We start from the raw sequence: 21,818 nt of genomic DNA, 5'->3' as shown, positions 1-21,818 counted from the left end.
TTCCGGAAGACAATATGTTCACGCTTCCACTTTTACCTTACGCTTACGATGCGCTCGAACCTTTCATTGATAAACAAACAATGGAACTTCATCACACGAAACATCACCAGGCATACGTTGATAAACTGAATAAAGCATTAGCAGATGCAAAACTCAGCGGACTTTCTCTCGATGAAATTTGTAAAAATGTTTCGAAATATTCTGCTGCTGTTAGAAATAATGGTGGCGGGCATTACAATCATTCGCTCTTCTGGAAATGGATGAAGCCGAACAAAGGTTCTGTGCTTTCACCTTCTTCTGCGAATGAACCTTCGGGAAAATTAAATGATATAATTAAATCTACTTTTACTTCATTCGATAATTTCAAAACAAAATTTTCTGAAACAGCCACAAAAGTTTTTGGTTCTGGCTGGGCGTGGCTTGTTATAAATAAGGATGGAAAATTAGAAATCGGTTCAACTCCAAATCAGGATAATCCTCTGATGGATATTTCAGAGTTGAAGGGAAATCTGATTCTTGGTCTGGATGTTTGGGAACACGCATACTATTTGAAATATCAAAACAAACGCGCAGATTATATTTCCAACTGGTGGAACGTTGTAAACTGGGAAGAAGCGCAAAAGAAATTTGAAGGCAAGTAGCGGTAGCAGCGGCAGTTGGCAGTAAAAAATCCTGCTACTGCAACTGCCTACTGCCACTTGTATTTTATTCTTATCTTCGCTCATAAATTTTTCACTATGACAACTGCCACTATATTGCTTGGAATGCTCGGCACCACCGAAATCATTCTCATTGTTATTGTTGTTCTGCTTCTCTTCGGAGGAAAAAAAATTCCTGAACTCATGCGCGGGCTCGGAAAAGGAATGAAAGAATTCAAAGACGCGAAAGACGGAGTTGACAACGAGAAGAAAGAAGAACAGAAATAATTTTTCGGCTGTCATTCCGAACTTGTTTCGGAATCTATACGGATGCTGAAACAAGTTCAGCATGACTTTTCAAATATCCGATAAATGTATTCCTCCATTTCAGAAGTTCAGAAAGATTTATTCTCCGGCAAAACTTCCTGCCGAAAATTAACCGGAGATTATCTCAAACGCATTGGCGAGAAAAAAAATCTGAATGCTTTTCTGGAAGTGTTCAAAGATTCTGCTCTGAAAAAAGCAGATGAAGTTGATAGAAAAATAAAAGATAAGTCGCAGGGAAAATTAGCAGGGCTCGTCATCGCCATTAAAGATAACATCTGCTACAAAGACCATAAAGTTTCCGCTTCATCAAAAATTCTGGAGGGTTTTACTTCGCTTTACAGCGCAACGGTTGTCGAGCGTTTGCTGAATGAAGATGCGATCATCATCGGCAGAACTAACTGCGATGAATTCGCGATGGGAAGTTCAAATGAAAATTCCGCCTATGGAAATGTAAAAAATCCTTTTGATGAATCAAGAGTTCCCGGTGGTTCATCCGGAGGAAGCGCTGCTGCCGTGGCGGCAAATCTTTGTCACGCTGCGCTTGGAAGCGACACAGGCGGAAGCATTCGCCAGCCCGCATCTTTTTGCGGAGTGGTGGGATTGAAACCAACTTACGGAAAAGTTTCCCGCTGGGGATTGATTGCCTATGCTTCTTCGTTCGACCAGATTGGTCCGCTTACAAAAAATGTTGAGGACACGGAAAAAATTTTAGAAGTGATTGCGGGAGCAGATGAGTTTGACAGCACATGCACGGCAGCAGTTGGCAGTCGGCAGTTGGCAGTCGGCAAAGAAAAAAAACGAATTGCATTTCTAAAAGATTGCATTGAACATCCGGGATTAAATTTCGAAGTGAAAAAACAAATGCTCGAAATTATTTCTCAACTGAAAAAAGAAGGACATAAAGTTGAGCCGGTAGAATTTCCTTTTCTCGATTATCTTGTTCCTGCTTATTATGTCTTGACTACTGCCGAAGCAAGTTCCAACCTCGCACGGTTTGATGGAATCCGCTACGGATACAGAAGCAAGAACGCAACCGATTTGGAATCTACCTATAGAAAATCCCGCTCAGAAGGTTTCGGAAAAGAAGTGAAGCGAAGAATTATGCTCGGAACTTTTGTGTTGAGTTCAGGATATTACGATGCGTATTATTCCAAAGCGCAAAAGGTGCGAAGGGTTTTGCGCGATAAAGCAAATGATATTTTGAAAGAGTATGATTTCATTCTCTCCCCCACAACTCCCAACTCCGCTTTCAAGCATGGAGATATTTCTGACCCCATTCAAATGTACCTGGAAGATATTTTTACGGTGCTTGCAAATCTTACGGGGCTTCCGGCAATTTCTCTTCCGCTTGGAAAAAAATCTGACGGACTTCCTTTTGGAATTCAACTGATGGGGAAAAAATTTGGGGAGAAAGAGTTGTTAGAGTTTTCAAAAACTCTCAAATCAAAAAAATAATTTATTTTCTTCCAAAGTCAGCAGGATTTTCTCCCCATGCTTTCGTTTCCCATTTTAATAATCTATTCGGATATTTATTTTCTCTCAGCCACTTCTCAGCACGCTCGATTAAATAGAAAAGTGATTTGTTGGCAGGAGTTGCTTTGAGTTTTGTATTGGCATGCCCGAGTTTCACCCAGTGAATGGCAGTCATGCTGTCGGAATAAACAGGCGCGGATGATTTTTGTTTTTTCAAATAGCCGAGAGCATGGATGATGGCGAGAAATTCTCCTATGTTGTTCGTAGCATCTTCAAAAATTCCCGACTTGAATAATTCCTGTTTTGTTTTTGTGTAAACTCCTTTGTATTCCATTTCCTTTCCGTTGTAAGCAGCATCCACGCAAATGCTTTCTTCTTTCTGTTTTCCGAGCCGCGCAAGTTGTTCAGCAGAAAGTTCTGATTGAAAAATTTTTTTGCCAATAAATTCCTTAGAAGATTTTTCAAACGCGCGTTCAGCAATTTCTTTTGTGCTGAAAGATTTATATTGCGCTCCTGTAAAATTCTGAATTTGCTTTTTACATTCTTCCCACGAATCAAACACGCCTCTTTCTTTTCCTTTCCAGACAACATAATATTTCCGTTTGATTTTTTTTCCCATGTGCAGATAACAGATTTATTACGGATTTACAGAAGAAGATGCATTGTCTTTATCATCTGTAAATCCGGGTGCATCTGTTATCTGTACCTCCTTCCTGAAAAATCTTCTCTGAAAAATTAAAATGATAATCACTCCAATCGTAATAGCCGAATCAGAAATATTAAAAATAGGAAATGAAAAAGTAAACGGTTCCTTGCTCCAGAAAACATGTTCAAGATGCGTGTAGAAATAAAACATATCCACCACTGCTCCGTGAAGAAATCCTGCGTAGCCGCCTTCAGCAGGAAGAATGGTAGCCGCATCCATCGGAGTGCTTTCAGAAAAAATCAAACCGTAGAAAGCGCTGTCCAAAATATTTCCAATTGCGCCAGCCATGATTAATGAAATGCTGAAGATAAGTCCACGATGCGCTTTTTGTTTTACGAGGATGAATAAATACCAGCCTATTCCGAACACAGCGAGTATGCGGAACAAACTCAGCAATAATTTTCCGTAAGTGCCTTCGAGTTCCAGCCCGAAAGCCATACCATAATTTTCGGTGAAGTGGATGTAGAAAAAATTTTCAATGACAGAAATTTGTTCGCCCAGCGTCATGTGCGTCTTAATCCAGATTTTGACGAATTGGTCAATTGCTAAAACTATAAATACAATGAATGCTGCTCTTTTCACAGGGGGATTTGTTAGTTGTCAGTGGAAAGTTGTCAGTTGCTTCAACTAACCACTGACAACGAACTACTAACTATTCTGCATTAACTTGGCTTCAATGCTGAGCGTTGCGTGCGGAACGCTGCGCAATCTTTCTTTCGGAATTAATTTTCCTGTCACGCGGCAGATTCCGTACGTTTTATTTTCAATTCGTATGAGAGCATTTCTTAAATTCTGAATATGTTTTTCCTGGCGGGAAGCAAGTTGCGCAATTTCCTCGCGCGACATTGCGTCTGAACCGTCTTCCAGAACTTTAAACGTAGGAGAAGTATCATCCGTTCCCTGCTCATCGCGGTGCGCGAGGGTATTTTTCAAAAGTTCATAATCGCGTTCTGCCTCTGTAATTTTTTCGTGAATGATTCCCTTGAACTCTGCAAGTTCTTTATCTGAATACCGCGTGCGGCTGTCTTTTTTTCCTTTGAATTTCGGCTGGGGAGGTTCAGGTTTTCTGAAGACAGGCGCGGGCTCATACGATTTCATATCGCCAAAATTGCTATTCTCCCATGAATAGTTTTCATCTCCCATAAGTTCGCGTTCCTCCTCCAATTCTTCTTTGGTTTTCTTTTTTTCTTTCTCCGGTTTTTCGCTTGCAATCGGCTTTGGAAAAGAAATTGGCTTGATGTCAATAATCGTATCAGAAATTTTGCTCTCCTTCTTGGCAACCGGTTTTGTTTTTGCGGAAACTTTCTTTGCGGATTTCTTCGCTTTAACTTTTCTCGCCTTAATTTTCTTAGATGCTTTTTTCTTTGCAACTTTTCTTGCTTTAACCTTCTTAACTTTTTTTGTTGCTTTTTTCTTCGCTGCTTTTTTCTTCGCAACCTTCTTAGATATTTTTTTCTTCGCTGCTTTTTTCTTAGAAGATTTTTTTGCTTTGGCTTTTTTTGCCTTCGCCTTTGCCGGCTTTTTCTTTTTTGCTTTTGCCATGGTAATTAATTTAATTGTTTGGTGCGGTCAATCGCGACTGTTGTTTTTATCTCGTCATCCACTTCAATTTCGATTCCGTTTCCGTTAATCTCATTCACGATTTCAAACGTATTTGCTAAAATTTCCGCGCGAATGTAATCTAAATTATTTAATACAGCAGAGTTAATTTTCGGGTGGTCTTTCATCCTTACTTCTATCCTGTCTGTGACTTCAAAATTCTTTTCTTTTCGAAGATTTTGCAGGCGATTTACTATCTCGCGGGCGATTCCTTCATCTCTTAATTTATCTGTAATTGTGATGTCAAGCGCCACAGTTATTGCTCCCTGGTTTGCCACTTTCCAGCCGGGAATATCTACCGGAATTATTTCTACATCTTCGATTTCGAGCGTATAATTTGCTTCATTAATTTTCAATTCATACTTATCTGTTTTTTCGATGGAAGAAATTATTTCCTGTGAATGTTCTAAAGCAAATGTTTGAACGGCCTTCATGTCTTTACCTAATTTCTTGCCGAGAGTTTTAAAATTCAGTTTCAGGTTTTTTACAATTTGAGTTTTTGATTCATCTACAAAATCCATTTCCTTCACATTCACTTCAGATAAAATCAAATCTTTAACGAGTTCCAGTTTTTTTCTGAACAATTCATCCAGAATCGGAATCTGAATTTTTGTAAGAGGTTGACGAACCCGAATGTTTTCTTTTTTGCGGATGGAAAGAATCATCGAAGATATTTTCTGTGCCAGATCCATTCTTTCTTCCAGCGGTTTGTCAATTTTTTTTTCATCAACAACAGGAAACAAACTCAGGTGAACGCTTTCTGCATTCTGTTTTTTTGTAACGTCATTCAAATCTTTAAACAATTTCTCGCAGAAGAACGGAGAAATCGGAGAAGCGAGTTGAGAAATCACTTCCAAACAACGATACAAAGTTTGATACGCAGAAATTTTATCGTGTGTATAGTCTCCTTTCCAGAAACGCCTTCTGCACAAACGCACGTACCAGTTGCTCAAATGCTCATCTACAAAAGTTTCAATGGCTCGCCCAGCTTTGGTGGGTTCATAGTTTGCAAAAGATTCATCAACTAATTTGATAAGCGAATTCAATTCTGATAAAATCCATCTGTCAATTTCAGGTCGGTCGGAAATCGGAATTTCTTTTTCCTTATACGTGAAATTGTCAATATTGGCATAAAGCGCAAAGAATGCGTATGTATTATACAACGTTCCGAAAAAACTTCTTTGCTTTTCTGCAACGCCTTCTATATCGAATTTCAGGTTATCCCACGGGTCGGCATTTGCAATCATGTACCAGCGAGTGGCATCCGGACCATATTTTTCCAACGTAGCAAATGGGTCAACCGCATTGCCGAGACGTTTGCTCATTTTATTTCCATTCTTGTCGAGCACAAGTCCGTTGCTCACCACATTTTTATACGCGACAGAATCAAAACATAAACAAGCAATCGCGTGAAGCGTGTAAAACCATCCGCGCGTCTGGTCAACGCCTTCCGCTATGAAATCCGCAGGGAAATATTTTTTCTGGTCAATTTGTTCTTTGTTCTCGAATGGATAATGCAATTGTGCATAGGGCATTGCACCTGAATCAAACCAAACATCAATCAAATCAGATTCGCGGGACATTTTCTTTCCTGAATCGGAAACAAGAAATACTCTGTCGATATATGGTTTGTGTAAATCATTAATGTCAGGATTTTCAATTCCAGCTTTTTTTGCTTTATCAATTTCTTTTTTCAAATCTTCTACCGAGCCGATGATTTTTTCTTCTTTGCCATCTTCCGTTCTCCAGATAGGAAGCGGAATTCCCCAAAATCGTGAGCGGGATAAATTCCAATCCTGTAAATTATTCAGCCACTCGCCAAAACGACCTGTGCCTGTGTGAGCAGGTTTCCAGTTAATTGTTTTATTGAGTTCAACCATTCGGTCTTTGTACGCAGTGGTTTTCACAAACCAACTATCGAGCGGATAATATAAAATTGGTTTGTCAGTTCTCCAACAATGAGGGTAACTGTGCTCGTATTTTTCTTTCTTGAAAAGTTTTCTTTCTTCCTGAAGTTTCAAAACAATTCGTTCGTCAACGCTCAAATATTCTTTCAGTTCTTTTATTTTTCCTTTTGCTTCAAGAATTTTTTTCTGCTTTTCAAATTCTATTTTCTTTTCTGCTTCATTTAAATATTCTGCTTTAACGAATTCTTCTCCGTAAAGAAAAACTCCATCTTGCACTTCAGGTAAAAATTTTCCACGTTTGTCAACCAGCGTGAGCGAACCAATTCCATTTTGTTTTGCCACGCGAAAGTCGTCCGCACCAAAACTGGGAGCGATGTGAACGATTCCTGTTCCGTCTTCAGTCGTAACAAAATCTCCGAGCACTACTCTGAACGCATCGCCATCTTTCGGTTGAGCGAAAGGAAGAAGTTGCTCGTAGGAAATTCCTTCCAAATCTTTTCCTTTGAATGTCGCCACATCTTCTCCAACAGGAAGTTTTGATTTTCCATCGCCAAAATATTTATCGCGAAGTGCTTTCGCAAGAATTACAACTATTTCATTTTTTGAATATTGATTTATAGTTTTTACAGCTACGTAATCAATCTTCGCTCCTACGGCAAGTGCTGTATTGGAAGGAAGCGTCCAGGGAGTTGTCGTCCATGCAAGAAAACAGGTGTCGCCTTCAATATTTTTAATTTTCGTTTTGAACTGAGCAACTGCAGTCGAATCTTTCACATTTCGATAACATCCCGGCTGATTCAACTCATGCGTGCTCAAACCGGTTCCTGCAGCAGGAGAGTATGGCTGAATGGTGAATCCTTTATATAAAAGTTTTTTCTCGTAAAGTTTTTTCAAAAGCCACCAAACGCTTTCGATGTAATTATTTTCATAAGTGACATATGGATTTTTCATATCCACCCAGTAACCCATCAGGCGAGTTACTTCTTCCCATTTGTCCTGGTATTTCATCACCTCCGTGCGGCATGCCTTATTATAATCTTCAATGGAAATTTTTTTTCCGATGTCTTCTTTGGTTATACCCAAAGTTTTTTCTACAGCCAGTTCGATAGGAAGTCCGTGCGTATCCCATCCTGCTTTGCGTTTTACTTGCTTTCCTTTTAGTGTTTGATAGCGGCAGAAAATATCCTTGATGCTTCGCGCCATCACGTGATGGATGCCCGGCATTCCGTTCGCGCTGGGTGGACCTTCATAAAACACGAACGGCTCGGCACTCTCGCGTGTGGCTACACTCTTCTCAAAAATCTTTTCTTTCTCCCACCATTCAAGAATTTCTTTTCCGATGAGAGGAAGATTGAGGTTTTTATATTCAGGATACTTATTCATCGTAATGTTTATAGCCAACCTTTTTTCTTTTAGGATGTGGCGGGTCAAGTAATAAGTTTAACGCTTGATAAATCTCTGCAAAGTTTTTATCATATTTCTTTTCTAACTCCTTAATCTTTCTCAAAAGTTCTTTATGGCTGATGGCTAATTGCCTGAGCAGAATAAAGGCACGCATAATTGAAATATTTACTTCAACTGCTTTCTTGCTTCTCAAAACTGATGACAACATTGCCACACCGTGCTCGGTAAAAACATACGGTAAAAATTTAGAATGTGTTCCTCTCTTTAAGGTTTCAAATTGAAACCTTAAAGAATCATATTCTTTTTTGGTGAGTTGAAACATGAAATCCGAAGGGAATCTATTCTTATTCCTTTTTACAGCAAGATTTATGGATTTAGTAGGAACATCATACAATTCACCTAAATGGCGGTCAAGCATAACACGATGCCCTCGTACTTCAAATATCTTCTTTTGAATTATTGTTAGTTCCATTTTATTATGTCATCACAAAATGTGATGAGTTCTAAGGTTCCAATTTGGAACCTTATAGATTTTACATTGTAGCAATAACCTTCAACTCAATCGCAATTGGAGTCGGCAGGCAATTTATTTCAAGAGTTGTCCGGCACGGAGGATTGTTTTTGAAATATTCCGCCCATAATTTGTTGTATTTCGGAAAATCATCTTTCATGTTCGTGAGATAAACCGTCACATCTACAATTTTATCCCAACTGCTTCCTGCGTCTTCCAGAATATATTTCACATTCCTGAAAACGGAATGACATTGCGCTTCAATGTCATAAGAAATTATTTCTCCCTTCTCATTCAGTTCAACTCCGGGGATTTTTTTGTTTCCTCGTTCGCGGGGACCAACTCCTGAAAGAAAAAGCAGGTTGCCAACTTTTCTCGCGTGAGGATAAAGCCCAACGGGTTCGGGCGCTTTCGATGAATTTATTTCTGACATTTTATTTTTTATTTGCGGCAGACATCCACACCACTGCCATCATGATAAATCCAAGTCCCATTCCGCCAAACAAACCGATATTCAGGTTATGAAAATACCAGCCAGCTGCCATTCCGAGAAACATGCATCCGACAAAGAGAAGTCCTCCGACTTTCTGCGCAGTTTTTTTCGCTTCGTTATTGTTTTCTTCCATGTAAAATATGTATATTAGAATTAAGGGAGGCAAAGATAGAAGTATAGGCGGAAGAAAAAGTTTTTAGGGTGAAAAAAATCTTGTTTCGGGCGTGAAGAAATATCTAAATTTGTCTCCAATCGAACGAAAAAATTTGTGGCAAAACAAATAAGATTCTCTGACGAAGCGCTTGCACTCTGCAACAAGTTGATGAGGCGCTATCCCGAAGGCAAACAGAAGTCCGCGATACTTCCGATTCTCCATCTCGCGCAGGCGGAATTTGACGGCTGGCTCAGCGCACCGGTGATGGATTATGTGGCTTCGATTCTGAAAATTCAACCGATAGAAGTTTACGAAGTAGCTTCATTTTATTCCATGTTCAATTTAAAACCTGTTGGCAAATGCGTGATTGAGGTTTGCAGAACCGGTCCCTGCTGGCTGATGGGCGCAGAAGATTTAGTAAAGCACATCGAGAAAAAATTAAATATAAAAGAAGGGCAAACAACTGCTGACGGAATGTTCACGCTGAAGACTGTTGAATGCCTGGCTTCCTGCGGAACAGCACCGATGATGCAGATTGGCGAAACGTATCACGAAAATTTAAGTTTTGAAAAGTGCGAAAAGATTCTGGACGATTATAAAAACAAAGGCGAACAGATTTCTCACTATAGAAAAGAAAGAATTAAAAATCATTCGGAGATAAAACAATAGCCACTGATTACACAGAGAACACAGATTAACAGCCAATGGAATTGATATTACAGGACGCACAGGAAATTTACTACGCAAAGGATAAATATCCCATGCAAGAAGATTCTTTTGAGATCATTGGCTTGTGCATGGAAGTTCATAAAGTATTGGGGAGGGGATTATCCGAGATTGTCTATAAGGACGCGATTGAATTTGAATTGAGAAATAAAAATATCTCCTTCGAAAGAGAAAGGAAGTATGAAGTAGAATATAAAGGAACAATTTTACCTCATTATTATTTTGCCGATTTCGTAATTGACGAAAAAATTATTTTAGAAGTTAAAGCGCAGGAAGGAGTGCTTGAAGACCATTATCGTCAAGTCATAAACTATCTTGCAGTTTCTAAATTGAAACTTGGATTACTAATAAACTTCGGAGAAAATTCTTTGAAGTTCAAACGAGTTATTTTATAATCAGTGTAAATCTGTGAAATCTGTGGCTCAGTTACTCATAAACGATTTAGACAAACCCGGAATTCAATCTCTCTCCGGCTATAAAGCAAATGGCGGCTATGCGACTTTGGAAAAAGCGCTGAAGATGAAGCCCGAAGAAATTGTGGAGGAAGTAAAAAAATCCGGCTTACGCGGAAGAGGCGGAGCGGGATTTCCAACGGGAATGAAATGGAGTTTCATCGCAAAACCTCCCGGAGTTCCCCGCCATTTGGTTTGCAATGCCGATGAATCGGAGCCTGGCACTTTCAAGGATAGATTTTTAATGGAGATGAAGCCGCACATTCTCGTAGAGGGGATGATTATTTCTTCGTTCGCGCTTGGCGCAAATGTTTCCTACATATATATACGTGGCGAAATGATGTACGTGTATCACATTCTTGAAAAAGCAATTCAGGAAGCGTACGATGCAAATCTTCTGGGAAAAAATATTTTAGGAAGCGGTTACTATCTGGATGTGTACATGCATGTTGGGGCGGGAGCGTATATCTGCGGAGAAGAAACCGGATTGATTGAATCGCTCGAAGGAAAAAGAGGAAATCCAAGAATCAAACCTCCGTTTCCCGCTGTGAAAGGTGTGTGGGACAGACCGACCGTAGTAAATAATGTGGAAACAATTGCCGCTGTTGTTCCGATTATAAATATGACGGGAGATGAATACGCGAAAATCGGAATAGGAAAATCTACCGGCACAAAATTAATTTCCGCAGGCGGACATATTAATAAACCCGGTGTTTACGAAATTGAACTCGGAGTTCCTGTTGAAGAATTTATTTATTCGGATAAATATTGTGGAGGAATTCGCAACGGGAAAAAATTGAAAGCAGTTGTAGCAGGAGGTTCATCCGTACCAATCCTTCCCACAGAATTAATTTTGAAAACTGCAAAAGGCGAACCGCGCTTAATGTCTTACGAAAGTTTAAGTGATGGGGGATTTATTACTGGCACCATGCTTGGCTCTGGCGGATTCATTGTGATGGACGAAGACACCAGCGTAGTAAAAAATCTCTGGAACTTCACGCGCTTCTATCATCACGAATCCTGCGGACAATGTTCGCCTTGCCGCGAAGGAACAGGATGGATGGAAAAAGTTTTGCATAAATTTTTAGATGGACACGCAACCATAGCAGATATTGATTTGCTTTGGGACATACAGGGAAAAATTGAAGGCAAAACAATTTGTCCGCTGGGCGAAGCCGCTGCATGGCCGGTTGCCGCAGCAATCAGACATTTCAGAAGTGAGTTTGAAGAGTATGTTAGAAACGGAAAGAATGTGAAAGATGTGAAACATTATTACAGAGTGAATCAATTAGAAGTCACAAATAGTTAAATAACAAGAAATGAAAAACACTGTTACATTTTTCTCCTTTGAACTTGAAGAAAGACAAATACTCAGTTTAAGTACTTTAGATAATATAATCAAAGAAAAAGAAAAAGATAATGAAGTAAAGAAAGAGAAAGGAAATTCCATATTGAGATTAGAGGAATTAATAAAAGAAATGGAACAGCATATATTATCTAGGCAAAAAGAATTTTTTGTTGAAGATAAAAAGTTATTTGATAGGTTCATAAAGTGGCAAATCAAATTGTATGATATTTTGAGCAAGATAAATGCTATGGAATATCATTATCCTAATGACAATAGTTATCATAAAAAGAAAAGGAATATAATGTTGTTAGAATTATTAAAAGAAAAGAAAAAACATTTTCTATTTAAGCAAAAAGAATTTTCTAGTGAAGAAAATAAACTATTTAAAAAATTTGACAGTGGTGGGAAAAAAATGAATGGGCTGGTCATAGCATTTTTGATACGATGAGGGATATTAAAACATCGGAAGAAAGTCTTCTTAATTTAAAGTCAATTGATGGCTCTTTATCTCCAAGAATTCATGTAAATGAAACTGAAAGACTTAATATCCACATTCAAAAAATGAATGATGATGGATGGAAATTAAAACAAGTTCAAGGCATTAATACAGGATTTGCTTCAATGGGAACAGAAAGTGCAAGTAGATACGAAAGAACAGCGTATGGTTTGGGAGGTTCATTCACAGAAGGAGTATTATTGTTTTGGGAAAAATAATATATATGAAATGAGTTTTGCGTGAGGGATTGAAGTGGAAATCCTTTTTGCGTTTCGCAAAAAGATTGAAGCAGAAAGCCCGACCCGAGTCTTCGAGGGACACGCCCAAAGAAAAAAAGTAAATGGCAAAAGTCACCATAGACGGAAAAACAATTGAAGTACCGGAAGGAACAACGATCCTGAATGCCGCGCGCATGATAGGAGGAGAAATTGTTCCGCCCGCGATGTGCTACTATACAAAACTTGCGACAAGCGGTGGCTATTGCAGAACGTGTTTAGTGAAAGTTTCAAAAGGTTCGGAGAAAGATCCGCGCCCGATGCCGAAACTTGTTCCCTCCTGCAGGCAAACGGTAATGGACGGAATGGAAGTGCAGAATATTACTTCGCCCGAAGTGATTGAAGCGCGCGCGGGAGTGGTGGAATTTCTTTTGATAAATCATCCGCTCGACTGCCCGATTTGCGACCAGGCGGGTGAATGTGATTTGCAAAATCTCGGCTACGAGCACGGAAAAATGAAAACCCGCTATGAGTTCAAGCGCAGAGAGTTTGAAAAAATTGACATTGGCGATAAAGTAAAATTACACATGACGCGCTGCATTCTCTGTTATCGCTGCGTGAAAGTGGCGGAACAATTATGTCCGGGCAGAGTTCATGGCGTAATCAATCGCGGAGATGTTTCGGAAATTTCTACCTATATACAAAGCGCGGTGGAAAATGAAATGAGCGGAAACATGATTGATGTTTGTCCTGTGGGTGCGCTCACGGATAAAACTTTCCGTTTCAAATCAAGAGTTTGGTTTACAAAACCTGTGGACGCCCACCGCAATTGTGATAAGTGTTGCGGGAAAGTTCGCCTTTGGTATAAAGGTGAAGATGTGCTTCGCGTGACTGCAAGAAAAGATAAATACGGAGAAGTAACAGAATGGATTTGTAATTCTTGCCGATACGACCACAAGAAAACCAGCGACTGGACAATTGAAGCGCCTTCGCACATTGACAGGCATTCGGTAATCTCTGCCAATCATTATGAAACTGCAAACGCATTGCAGAATCTGAAAGCAGATGTTTCGAAGCAGCAAAAAAGATTAGAAGCAAATAAAATGGAACTGGGAGAAGGAGCAATGAATCCGAATAATGCATAGAATGAGAAAATGCAATTCGAAATATGCTTTTGTTTTGAGAAAAGGAAATTGCCAGGGAATTGCGAAACATAAAGGACATCATTGGTATTATGATACAGATGGAACTCTTATTCAGTGGCGAAATAATAGTGATGGAAAATCAAAATATGCCGGAGGAAAATCATATGGAGGATTTGGAGCAAGTTGGACACCTCCAGATCACAAGCATTGGATTCATCCGAAGTCAAAAATTAAACACACTTTTAAGTGGGCAAAAATAAATTTAGAAGTTAGAAAATTAAAAAAGAAAAAATGACAACAGCACAATTAAAACATCAGGTCATTGATAAGATTTCTGAAATCAATGACGAAGAATTTCTTAAAGCAATTAAGAAAATTCTTGACTCAAGCGCTGGCAAAAATATTTACAGGTTGTCTGCCGAACAGCGCAAAGCAATTCGAAAGGGAAAACAACAAATCAAAAACGGGGAATACATCACGAATGAGCAACTGGAAAAAGACGAAGACAAATGGCTAAGCGAATAATATGGTCAGTCAAAGCAAAACATGAAAGACGTTCAATTCTTGAATATTGGTTTATACACAATGGAAATAAAAACTATAGCAGGAAATTATCAAAACAATTCAGAGAAACAGTGAGATACATAGCAAAATATAATTACTTAGGAAGAGCAACTGACGAAGACAATGTTAGAGTGACAGTTTGCGGAAATTATTTATTGTTTTATGAATTGAAGCCGGATGTTTTAGAAATATTGTCTGTTTGGGATGGAAGACAGAATCCCAAAAAACTCAGATTGAAATAATGATGTCATTAATTATATATAAATCCATTTTGGTTCTAATCGTCTTTGGAATTACGCTTTTCATAGCGATGTATTCTACTTACGCGGAAAGAAAAATTGCCGCATTCCTGCAGGATAGGCTGGGACCTAATCGTGCGGGACCTTTTGGAATTCTTCAACCCGTTGCCGATGGATTAAAAATGTTCATGAAGGAAGAAATCATTCCCGGTGTTTCAAATAAATTTCTTTTCATTCTCGGTCCTTCGCTTTCCATGCTCACTTGCCTCATGACAGGCACTGTGATTCCATGGGGAAGTTCGCTGCATATTGGCGGAGGAGAATATTCTTTACAGGTGGCGGATGTAAACATTGGAATTTTGTATTTGCTTGGAGTAACTTCTGTTGGAGTTTACGGAATCATGATTGGAGGATGGGCTTCCAATAATAAGTTCGCGCTGCTTGGCGCATTGCGCGCTTCCTCACAAATGATTTCTTATGAACTTGGAATGGGTCTTGCCATCATCGCATTGGTCATGACCACAGGAACGTTGAGTATTGGCGAAATCGCAGCGCAACAGCACGGAGGCCATTGGAATATTATTTACCAGCCGCTCGGATTTTTAATTTTTATCATTTGTGCATTTGCGGAAACCAACCGCGCACCCTTCGATTTACCAGAATGCGAAACCGAATTGGTTGGAGGTTATCACACCGAATATTCTTCGATGAAACTTGGTTTTTATCTTTTTGCGGAATACATCAACATGTTTATTTCTTCCGCGATAATCGCAACACTTTATTTTGGCGGATTCAATATGCCTTTCATCGGAAGATTTATTCACGAGCCAAATACGCTCGTACTTCTCGGAACATTTTTTCTTTTCTCGAAAATATTTTTCTTCATCTTTTTATTTATGTGGGTTCGCTGGACGCTTCCGCGTTTCCGCTATGACCAACTGATGAATCTCGGATGGAAAGGATTGATTCCGCTGGCAATTTTGAATATCGCGATAACAGGAATTGTAATGTGGCTGACTGGAAAAATAAATTAACGAAATGCAATCACTGACAAATAGAAGCAAACAGGTTTCAAATAAGGAAATGACTCTGATTGAAAGAGCATATCTCCCTGCCATTCTCAACGGCATGCTAATTACTATAAAACACTTCTTCAGAAAAAAAGCAACGATAAAATATCCTGAAGTAAAAAGAGAATTTGCTCCTGTCTATAGAGGAATGCATGTTTTGAAACGCGATGAGAACGGAGCTGAGAGATGTACTGCCTGCGGGTTATGCGCAGTTGCCTGTCCTGCCGAAGCAATCACGATGACTTCCGCGGAAAGAAAACCCGGAGAAGAAAAATTATTCCGCGAAGAAAAATATGCAAGTGTTTATGAAATAAATATGCTCCGCTGCATTTTTTGCGGTGACTGCGAAGATGCCTGCCCCAAGGAAGCCATTTTTCTTACGGACAGAATTGTTCCTTCCGATTCTTTGCGTGAAAAATTCGTGTACGGAAAAGATTTGCTGGTAGAAGGAGTTGAAGAAAACAAACGCGTGGATATTTCGAAAAGACAGACAAAAGAAGTTTTGGAATTCAAAAATAATAAAGAACTTCAGCACAACAGATTAAAATAATTTCGAGTTGAATAGAATATGACTGTTTATCTTTTTTACTTTCTCTCCTTCCTCGCGATTCTATGCGGCCTGATGGTCATTCTCGAAAAGAATCCGATTCACAGTGTACTTTATCTCGTCATTACTTTCTTCGCTATTGCAGGGCATTACATTTTATTGAACGCTCAATTCCTTGCAGCAGTTCACATCATAGTTTATGCCGGGGCAATTATGGTTTTGTTTTTATTCGTCATCATGCTTTTGAATCTGAACAAAGAAACCGAGCCGCATAAAAGTATTGCATGGAAATTTGCTGCTGTGATTTCTGCCGGAATACTTCTCATCGTTTTAATCGGAGCCATGAGAACTACAAACGCACTTCCGGCTCCTCCTCATTCTGCTATCGCAGATATTGGTCTTGTAAAAAATCTTGGAAAAGTTTTATTCAAACAATTCCTTCTTCCGTTTGAAATCGCTTCCATTTTATTTTTAGCGGCAATGGTTGGAGCGGTGATGCTGGGTAAACGCGATATTAAATGAACACGATACAAAACATACACATCAATCATTACATCCTGCTGAGCACAGTGTTGTTTTGCATTGGTGTACTTGGTGTTTTGTTCCGCAGGAACGCAATAATTATTTTTATGTCGGTTGAATTAATGCTGAACGCGGTAAATCTTTTGCTCGTTGCGTTTTCTTCTTACTGGGGTGATGCTGCAGGACAGGTCTTTGTGTTTTTTGTAATGGTCGTTGCCGCTGCGGAAGTCGCAGTTGGCTTGGCGATATTGATAATGATTTACAGAAATACCGGCTCAACCGATATTGATGTGTTGAATAAATTGAAGAACTGATTAAATGCAGATTCATACGGATAAAAAAGATGCAGACAGATAACATCCGTTTGAATCCGTCTTCATCCGTTGAATCTGTTGTTAGAATATGATTGAAGCAATAAATTACAGCTGGCTCGTACCGCTTCTTCCGCTCATCGGGTTTTTACTCATTGGCTTTTTCGGTCCGAACGAAGTTACGGACTCCGTATTCCATCGGAGAAAAAAAATGAGCAAAGGATTGGCGGGGCTTATTGCATGCGCAACTGTTGGAATTGGTTTTATTATGTCCTGCGGAATGTTCGGGCAGTTATTCGGAGATGAAGCGGTCGGAGAAATTTTTCAGGTCGGAAAAGGAAATCCATCTTATACCGTTCATCTTTTCAACTGGATTCACGCGGGAAACTTCAATGCTGATTTTTCTTTTCTCATCGACCCTCTTTCGGTAATTTTTCTTCTCATCATCACAGGAGTAGGATTTCTCATTCACGTTTACTCTATCGGCTACATGCACGATGATCCTGCGTTCAGCAGATTTTTTTCTCACCTGAATCTTTTCATCTTCTTCATGCTTCTGCTGGTGCTGGGAGATAATTATCTCGTAATGTTTGTCGGATGGGAAGGAGTTGGACTTTGTTCGTATTTATTAATTGGATTCTGGTTCAAGAACACGGAATACAACAAAGCCGCGAACAAAGCATTCATCATGAACCGCGTTGGCGATTTAGGTTTTATTCTCGGAATCATTCTCATTTTCCTCACGTTCGGAAGCATAAAATATTCTGAAGTATTTGACACGGCAGGTTCTTTTCCCTCCAACCAGGCGGTGATGATTACAATTACACTTTTGCTTTTTGTTGGCGCCACAGGAAAAAGCGCGCAGATACCTTTATATACATGGCTTCCCGATGCGATGGCGGGCCCCACTCCTGTTTCCGCGCTTATCCACGCAGCAACAATGGTGACAGCAGGCATTTACATGATTGCACGCTCAAATATTTTATACACGCTCGCACCCATTTCGATGGATATTGTTGCTGGCGTTGGATTGTTCACTGGAATTTTTGCCGCAACAATCGGATTATTTCAGAATGACATTAAAAAAGTTCTCGCCTACTCTACCGTGAGCCAACTCGGATATATGTTTTTAGGATTAGGAGTTGGCGCATACACAGGCGCAGTGTTTCATGTGATGACGCACGCATTCTTCAAAGCATTATTATTTCTCGGAGCGGGAAGTGTAATTCACGCGATGAGCGGTGAGCAGGATATCCGCAAAATGGGCGGTTTGAAAAAATCTTTACGGATTACTTTTCTTACGTTCATGATGGGAACGATTGCCATCTCGGGCATTTTTCCCTTCTCAGGATTTTTCTCGAAGGATGAAATTCTCGGTCACGCATTTGCGTACAATAAATTTTTCTGGCTTATGGGCGTGCTTGGTTCGGTGATGACAGCATTCTATATGTTCCGTTTATTCTATTTAACATTCTTCGGAAAATTCCGCGGAACACACGAGCAGGAACATCACCTGCACGAATCTCCGAAGACAATGACCATTCCGCTGATAGTGCTTGCTGTGCTTTCAGTAGTTGGAGGAATTTTCGGAATCCCGGAAGTAATGGGCGGAAAACATTTCCTGAAAGAATTTCTGGAACCTGTTTTCTCTGCTTCCGAATTAAAAATGCTTCCGAAAGAACTTTCTCATTCTACAGAAATTATTCTGATGGCGGTGGCTGTGATTGCCGCGCTCGCCTCAATTTATTCCGCGTATTATCTCTTCGTGAAAAATAAAAATGTTCCTCCTGCGGATACTGCGCACATCAATCCTGTTCAGAAAATGATTTACAATAAATATTACATGGATGAACTCTACGCAAAACTTTTTACAAAACCCACCGACTGGCTCTCAGATAAACTTCACCGCTTCGTTGAAATTAAATTTATTGACCAGATTGTAAATTTTGTTGGCGAAGGAGTAACGTGGACAAGTTCTCAGGCACGCTTAATTCAAACAGGGCATATCGGCTTTTATATTTTCGCGATGGTGATTGGAATAATTTTAATTCTGCTGTATAAATTAGTATGAATACTGCTGCACTCATAGGATTTCCCTTGCTCGCTTCATTGCTGGTTTGGATTTTTAATTCCGAACAAGTGAAGAAAGTTGCGCTTGGATTTTCTGTTATACAATTAGCATTGGCTGTTTACGCATTTACAAAATTTAAAATCAATGCTGACGCACAGTTGATGGTGGATTTAGTCTGGATAAAATCTCTCGGTATTCATTTTAAAGTGGCGATGGATGGAATTTCATTACTTCTTGTTCTTCTCACAAATGTTTTGGTTCCGCTGATTATTTTTTCTTCTTTCAATAGAGAAATAAAAAATCAAAATGTTTTTTATGCTCTGATACTTTTAATGCAATCAGCTCTCGTGGGAGTTTTCACGGCACAGGACGGATTTTTATTTTACATTTTCTGGGAACTCGCGCTGATTCCCATCTGGTTCATCTGTTTATTGTGGGGAGGAGAAAACCGCGCGCGAATCACTTTCAAATTTTTTGTTTACACCCTCACAGGAAGTTTACTTATGCTTGTCGGTTTGATTTATGTTTATCTCCAAACAGATAATGTAATTCTTGAAAGCGGGCAGGCAGTTGCAAGAACTTTTGACATTCATGCGCTATATGTTGCTGGAGCAAATCTTTCTTCCTCAGAACAAACCTGGATTTTTTGGGCGATGTTTATCGCGTTAGCAATTAAAATGCCCGTGTTTCCTTTTCACACATGGCAGCCCGATACGTATGTTGTTGCTCCAACACAAGGGACAATGTTGCTTTCCGGAATCATGCTGAAGATGGGAACGTACGGATTGATTCGCTGGCTGCTGCCGCTTGTTCCGAATGGAGTTCAACACTGGGGAAACACGGCAATGATTCTTTCCATCATCGGAATTCTTTATGCATCAATCATTGCCATTCAGCAAAAAGATTTCAAGCGATTGATTGCGTATTCGTCAATCGCTCACGTGGGATTAATTTCTGCCGGAATATTTTCTCTCACCGCACAGGGAATTCAAGGCGGAATCATGCAAATGCTTGCGCACGGAATAAATGTGGTAGGATTATTTTTTGTCGCAGATATTTTATTCAACCGTACGAAGACAAATGAGATTTCACAACTCGGAGGAATCAGAAACATCGCTCCGCGATTTGCCACGGGATTTATGATTGTAATGCTCGGAAGCGTTGCACTTCCAATCACAAACGGATTTGTGGGAGAATTTCTTTTGCTCAACGGAATATATCAATACAACGCGTGGTTTGCCGCATTCGCAGGACTCACTGTAATTCTCGGAGCAGTGTACATGCTGAGGAGTTATCAACGCACGATGCTCGGAGAAACAAATTCTCTCACTTCAACTTTCACAGATTTATCTGCGAGTGAAAAAATAGTTTTTGGAACAATTGTGATTCTCATCATAGCGATGGGAGTTTATCCGAAACCATTGCTTGACATTGCCGAACCTGCCGTGGCGCGCATTACAGAATTAATTCAACCGATGGAACAACTATGAAGATTTTGTACATACTCTCCGGTTTGGGTGTAATCGCAATGCTTGCGGAAATGTTCCGCTTTAAAAAGTTTCTGCTTCCGATTGTATTGGTTGGATTATTAGGAGCGATTGCATGTGTTGTTAAAGACTGGAACACCGATATTCATTATTACAGCGACATGCTCACTTTTAATAATTATGCGCTGTTATTTTCCTGTGTTATTATTGGAACTGCTTTTTTATGGTTCATGATGTCCGGAAATTTCTTCCGCGAAGAAACCAGCCGCACCGATCATTTTGCATTAGTTCTTTTTGCTTTATGCGGAGCGGTGATTTTAGTTTCTTATTCTAACATGGTGATGCTTTTCCTCGGAATAGAAATTCTTTCCATACCACTTTACGTTCTGGCAGGAAGCCGCAAAGACGATTTGGCGTCAAATGAATCCGCACTGAAATATTTTTTAATGGGTGCATTCGCTACAGGATTTTTACTTTTCGGAATTGCACTGCTCTATGGTTGCTTCGGGACTTTCAATATTCACACCATTCAAACTTATCTCAATCCTCCCATGCCATCGCAGGCACGGCCGAGCGATGCACAATGGGTTTTATTATCGGGAGGAATTCTTTTCATGCTCATTGGAATGTCATTCAAAATTTCGGCAGTGCCGTTTCATTTCTGGGCACCTGATGTATATACAGGAGCGCCAACGCAAGTAACCGCCTTTATGTCAAGCATTGTAAAGACGGCAGCGTTTGCCGCATTCCTGCGTTTGTTCATTTGTTTTGCTGGAGTCGGGCAAACATGGACGAATATTATCTGGATAATGTCTGCTGCAACAATTCTTCTCGGAAATATCACAGCCGTTTATCAATCAAATGTAAAACGAATGCTCGCCTATTCCAGCATTTCGCATGCGGGATATATGCTATTGGCAATTATCGCGATGAATACTAATTCAGCAGGTTCAATTTTATTTTATGCTGCCGCATATTCTGTTTCCACTATCGGAGCGTTTGCAGTTCTCACCATCCTTGAAAATACATCAACCATCAACCATCAACCATCAACCATTGCATTTGATTCTCTTTCAGGATTAGCAAAACGAAATCCTCTTGCTGCTTTGGCAATGTGTATTGCCATGTTATCTCTTTCAGGAATTCCTCCGCTGGCAGGATTTTTTGGGAAGTATTACATTTTCACTTCTGCTTTAACAAGCGGATATGTTTGGTTAGTTCTGATTGCAGTGCTTGGCTCGTTGATTGGCGTTTATTATTATTTCCGCGTTATTATTTCAATGTACCTGAAAGAATCTTCAGACACTTCTTCTATAGAAGTTTCTCTTCTCCCAAAAATTCTGCTCGTCATTACAATTGTTCTCGCACTCGCACTTGGAATTTTCCCTGACTTAGTGATTCGGCTGATATAAT

At 39.7% G+C, this 21,818-nt stretch carries 26 protein-coding genes; 19 read left to right on the top strand and 7 right to left on the bottom strand.

Annotated elements, in window-relative coordinates:
* Positions 1–14 precede the first annotated feature (14 nt).
* The 3 genes from HY063_08790 (at position 15) to gatA (ending at position 2,420) form a co-directional block, all read left to right on the top strand.
* Positions 15–641, top strand: coding sequence for a superoxide dismutase (locus HY063_08790; GenBank protein MBI3501877.1), 627 nt, complete (start codon positions 15–17; stop codon positions 639–641).
* Between the two features lie 96 nt (positions 642–737).
* A complete protein-coding gene (locus HY063_08785; protein MBI3501876.1) occupies positions 738–926 on the top strand; it encodes a twin-arginine translocase TatA/TatE family subunit in 189 nt (62 codons plus the stop codon).
* A gap of 84 nt (positions 927–1,010) precedes the next feature.
* On the top strand, positions 1,011–2,420 hold the full coding sequence (gene gatA, locus HY063_08780) for an Asp-tRNA(Asn)/Glu-tRNA(Gln) amidotransferase subunit GatA (protein ID MBI3501875.1): 1,410 nt from the start codon (positions 1,011–1,013) through the stop codon (positions 2,418–2,420).
* A gap of 1 nt (position 2,421) precedes the next feature.
* Here gatA and HY063_08775 read toward each other — a convergent pair whose 3' ends face one another.
* The 7 genes from HY063_08775 to HY063_08745 form a co-directional block, all read right to left on the bottom strand.
* Complete coding sequence (locus HY063_08775) at positions 2,422–3,057, bottom strand: ribonuclease H family protein (protein ID MBI3501874.1); 636 nt, start codon at positions 3,055–3,057, stop codon at positions 2,422–2,424.
* An 18-nt stretch (positions 3,058–3,075) separates the two neighbouring features.
* Entirely contained in the window at positions 3,076–3,726 is a 651-nt protein-coding gene (locus tag HY063_08770) for a lipoprotein signal peptidase (GenBank protein MBI3501873.1), read from the bottom strand.
* A gap of 66 nt (positions 3,727–3,792) precedes the next feature.
* The gene (locus tag HY063_08765; protein MBI3501872.1) at positions 3,793–4,242 is read right to left on the bottom strand and encodes a TraR/DksA family transcriptional regulator; all 450 of its coding nucleotides are present in this window, start codon (positions 4,240–4,242) and stop codon (positions 3,793–3,795) included.
* A 449-nt stretch (positions 4,243–4,691) separates the two neighbouring features.
* Positions 4,692–8,033 carry an isoleucine--tRNA ligase gene (locus tag HY063_08760; protein ID MBI3501871.1) on the bottom strand — a complete coding sequence of 1,114 codons (3,342 nt, stop codon included), beginning with the start codon at positions 8,031–8,033 and terminating at the stop codon, positions 4,692–4,694.
* A complete protein-coding gene (locus HY063_08755) occupies positions 8,026–8,526 on the bottom strand; it encodes an ORF6N domain-containing protein (GenBank protein MBI3501870.1) in 501 nt (166 codons plus the stop codon). Before HY063_08755 ends, HY063_08760 begins: the two co-directional genes overlap by 8 nt.
* Positions 8,527–8,587: 61 nt before the next feature.
* Entirely contained in the window at positions 8,588–8,998 is a 411-nt protein-coding gene (locus tag HY063_08750; protein ID MBI3501869.1) for a RidA family protein, read from the bottom strand.
* Between the two features lies 1 nt (position 8,999).
* The gene (locus HY063_08745; GenBank protein MBI3501868.1) at positions 9,000–9,191 is read right to left on the bottom strand and encodes a hypothetical protein; all 192 of its coding nucleotides are present in this window, start codon (positions 9,189–9,191) and stop codon (positions 9,000–9,002) included.
* Between the two features lie 135 nt (positions 9,192–9,326).
* Between HY063_08745 and nuoE the strand changes: the two genes are divergently transcribed.
* The 16 genes from nuoE (at position 9,327) to HY063_08665 (ending at position 21,817) form a co-directional block, all read left to right on the top strand.
* Positions 9,327–9,881 carry an NADH-quinone oxidoreductase subunit NuoE gene (gene nuoE / locus HY063_08740; protein MBI3501867.1) on the top strand — a complete coding sequence of 185 codons (555 nt, stop codon included), beginning with the start codon at positions 9,327–9,329 and terminating at the stop codon, positions 9,879–9,881.
* 35 nt (positions 9,882–9,916) lie between these two features.
* Positions 9,917–10,333 carry a GxxExxY protein gene (locus tag HY063_08735; GenBank protein MBI3501866.1) on the top strand — a complete coding sequence of 139 codons (417 nt, stop codon included), beginning with the start codon at positions 9,917–9,919 and terminating at the stop codon, positions 10,331–10,333.
* Positions 10,334–10,355: 22 nt separating this feature from the next.
* Complete coding sequence (nuoF, locus tag HY063_08730) at positions 10,356–11,699, top strand: NADH-quinone oxidoreductase subunit NuoF (GenBank protein MBI3501865.1); 1,344 nt, start codon at positions 10,356–10,358, stop codon at positions 11,697–11,699.
* A 10-nt stretch (positions 11,700–11,709) separates the two neighbouring features.
* Entirely contained in the window at positions 11,710–12,186 is a 477-nt protein-coding gene (locus tag HY063_08725) for a hypothetical protein (protein MBI3501864.1), read from the top strand.
* Entirely contained in the window at positions 12,183–12,452 is a 270-nt protein-coding gene (locus HY063_08720) for a hypothetical protein (GenBank protein MBI3501863.1), read from the top strand. The genes HY063_08725 and HY063_08720 overlap by 4 nt, the downstream gene beginning before the upstream one ends.
* 122 nt (positions 12,453–12,574) lie before the next feature.
* Positions 12,575–13,594 carry a (2Fe-2S)-binding protein gene (locus HY063_08715; protein MBI3501862.1) on the top strand — a complete coding sequence of 340 codons (1,020 nt, stop codon included), beginning with the start codon at positions 12,575–12,577 and terminating at the stop codon, positions 13,592–13,594.
* A gap of 1 nt (position 13,595) precedes the next feature.
* Positions 13,596–13,889, top strand: coding sequence for a hypothetical protein (locus tag HY063_08710; GenBank protein MBI3501861.1), 294 nt, complete (start codon positions 13,596–13,598; stop codon positions 13,887–13,889).
* Positions 13,886–14,119, top strand: a complete 234-nt coding sequence (locus HY063_08705; GenBank protein MBI3501860.1) for a hypothetical protein — start codon at positions 13,886–13,888, stop codon at positions 14,117–14,119. Before HY063_08710 ends, HY063_08705 begins: the two co-directional genes overlap by 4 nt.
* The gene (locus HY063_08700) at positions 14,104–14,400 is read left to right on the top strand and encodes a type II toxin-antitoxin system RelE/ParE family toxin (GenBank protein ID MBI3501859.1); all 297 of its coding nucleotides are present in this window, start codon (positions 14,104–14,106) and stop codon (positions 14,398–14,400) included. Before HY063_08705 ends, HY063_08700 begins: the two co-directional genes overlap by 16 nt.
* The gene (gene nuoH / locus HY063_08695; GenBank protein ID MBI3501858.1) at positions 14,400–15,431 is read left to right on the top strand and encodes an NADH-quinone oxidoreductase subunit NuoH; all 1,032 of its coding nucleotides are present in this window, start codon (positions 14,400–14,402) and stop codon (positions 15,429–15,431) included. The genes HY063_08700 and nuoH overlap by 1 nt, the downstream gene beginning before the upstream one ends.
* A gap of 4 nt (positions 15,432–15,435) precedes the next feature.
* Positions 15,436–16,017: an NADH-quinone oxidoreductase subunit I gene (locus HY063_08690; protein MBI3501857.1), complete on the top strand. Its 582-nt coding sequence runs from the start codon at positions 15,436–15,438 to the stop codon at positions 16,015–16,017.
* A gap of 18 nt (positions 16,018–16,035) precedes the next feature.
* Positions 16,036–16,536, top strand: coding sequence for an NADH-quinone oxidoreductase subunit J (locus HY063_08685; GenBank protein ID MBI3501856.1), 501 nt, complete (start codon positions 16,036–16,038; stop codon positions 16,534–16,536).
* Positions 16,533–16,850, top strand: a complete 318-nt coding sequence (gene nuoK, locus HY063_08680; GenBank protein ID MBI3501855.1) for an NADH-quinone oxidoreductase subunit NuoK — start codon at positions 16,533–16,535, stop codon at positions 16,848–16,850. Before HY063_08685 ends, nuoK begins: the two co-directional genes overlap by 4 nt.
* 88 nt (positions 16,851–16,938) lie before the next feature.
* Positions 16,939–18,918 (top strand): NADH-quinone oxidoreductase subunit L, encoded by a 1,980-nt coding sequence (gene nuoL, locus HY063_08675; protein MBI3501854.1) that lies wholly within the window; start codon positions 16,939–16,941, stop codon positions 18,916–18,918.
* The gene (locus tag HY063_08670) at positions 18,915–20,408 is read left to right on the top strand and encodes an NADH-quinone oxidoreductase subunit M (GenBank protein ID MBI3501853.1); all 1,494 of its coding nucleotides are present in this window, start codon (positions 18,915–18,917) and stop codon (positions 20,406–20,408) included. The genes nuoL and HY063_08670 overlap by 4 nt, the downstream gene beginning before the upstream one ends.
* The gene (locus HY063_08665) at positions 20,405–21,817 is read left to right on the top strand and encodes an NADH-quinone oxidoreductase subunit N (GenBank protein MBI3501852.1); all 1,413 of its coding nucleotides are present in this window, start codon (positions 20,405–20,407) and stop codon (positions 21,815–21,817) included. Before HY063_08670 ends, HY063_08665 begins: the two co-directional genes overlap by 4 nt.
* Position 21,818 lies beyond the last annotated feature (1 nt).

This window comes from Bacteroidota bacterium (genome assembly GCA_016195025.1).
Taxonomy (GTDB): Bacteria; Bacteroidota; Bacteroidia; order Palsa-948; family Palsa-948; genus Palsa-948.
Note: the sequence above shows the minus strand (reverse complement) of the source record. Positions and strands in the feature narration are given on the sequence as shown.

Coding starts and splice junctions, on each gene's coding strand:
- HY063_08790 (MBI3501877.1), top strand. CDS start 15: ATGTTCACGCTTCCACTTTTACCTTACGCTTACGATGCGCTCGAACCT.
- HY063_08785 (MBI3501876.1), top strand. CDS start 738: ATGACAACTGCCACTATATTGCTTGGAATGCTCGGCACCACCGAAATC.
- gatA (MBI3501875.1), top strand. CDS start 1,011: ATGTATTCCTCCATTTCAGAAGTTCAGAAAGATTTATTCTCCGGCAAA.
- HY063_08775 (MBI3501874.1), bottom strand. CDS start 3,057: ATGGGAAAAAAAATCAAACGGAAATATTATGTTGTCTGGAAAGGAAAA.
- HY063_08765 (MBI3501872.1), bottom strand. CDS start 4,242: ATGAAATCGTATGAGCCCGCGCCTGTCTTCAGAAAACCTGAACCTCCC.
- HY063_08760 (MBI3501871.1), bottom strand. CDS start 8,033: ATGAATAAGTATCCTGAATATAAAAACCTCAATCTTCCTCTCATCGGA.
- HY063_08755 (MBI3501870.1), bottom strand. CDS start 8,526: ATGGAACTAACAATAATTCAAAAGAAGATATTTGAAGTACGAGGGCAT.
- HY063_08750 (MBI3501869.1), bottom strand. CDS start 8,998: ATGTCAGAAATAAATTCATCGAAAGCGCCCGAACCCGTTGGGCTTTAT.
- HY063_08745 (MBI3501868.1), bottom strand. CDS start 9,191: ATGGAAGAAAACAATAACGAAGCGAAAAAAACTGCGCAGAAAGTCGGA.
- HY063_08735 (MBI3501866.1), top strand. CDS start 9,917: ATGGAATTGATATTACAGGACGCACAGGAAATTTACTACGCAAAGGAT.
- HY063_08725 (MBI3501864.1), top strand. CDS start 11,710: ATGAAAAACACTGTTACATTTTTCTCCTTTGAACTTGAAGAAAGACAA.
- HY063_08720 (MBI3501863.1), top strand. CDS start 12,183: ATGAGGGATATTAAAACATCGGAAGAAAGTCTTCTTAATTTAAAGTCA.
- HY063_08715 (MBI3501862.1), top strand. CDS start 12,575: ATGGCAAAAGTCACCATAGACGGAAAAACAATTGAAGTACCGGAAGGA.
- HY063_08710 (MBI3501861.1), top strand. CDS start 13,596: ATGAGAAAATGCAATTCGAAATATGCTTTTGTTTTGAGAAAAGGAAAT.
- HY063_08705 (MBI3501860.1), top strand. CDS start 13,886: ATGACAACAGCACAATTAAAACATCAGGTCATTGATAAGATTTCTGAA.
- HY063_08700 (MBI3501859.1), top strand. CDS start 14,104: ATGGCTAAGCGAATAATATGGTCAGTCAAAGCAAAACATGAAAGACGT.
- nuoH (MBI3501858.1), top strand. CDS start 14,400: ATGATGTCATTAATTATATATAAATCCATTTTGGTTCTAATCGTCTTT.
- HY063_08690 (MBI3501857.1), top strand. CDS start 15,436: ATGCAATCACTGACAAATAGAAGCAAACAGGTTTCAAATAAGGAAATG.
- HY063_08685 (MBI3501856.1), top strand. CDS start 16,036: ATGACTGTTTATCTTTTTTACTTTCTCTCCTTCCTCGCGATTCTATGC.
- nuoK (MBI3501855.1), top strand. CDS start 16,533: ATGAACACGATACAAAACATACACATCAATCATTACATCCTGCTGAGC.
- nuoL (MBI3501854.1), top strand. CDS start 16,939: ATGATTGAAGCAATAAATTACAGCTGGCTCGTACCGCTTCTTCCGCTC.
- HY063_08670 (MBI3501853.1), top strand. CDS start 18,915: ATGAATACTGCTGCACTCATAGGATTTCCCTTGCTCGCTTCATTGCTG.
- HY063_08665 (MBI3501852.1), top strand. CDS start 20,405: ATGAAGATTTTGTACATACTCTCCGGTTTGGGTGTAATCGCAATGCTT.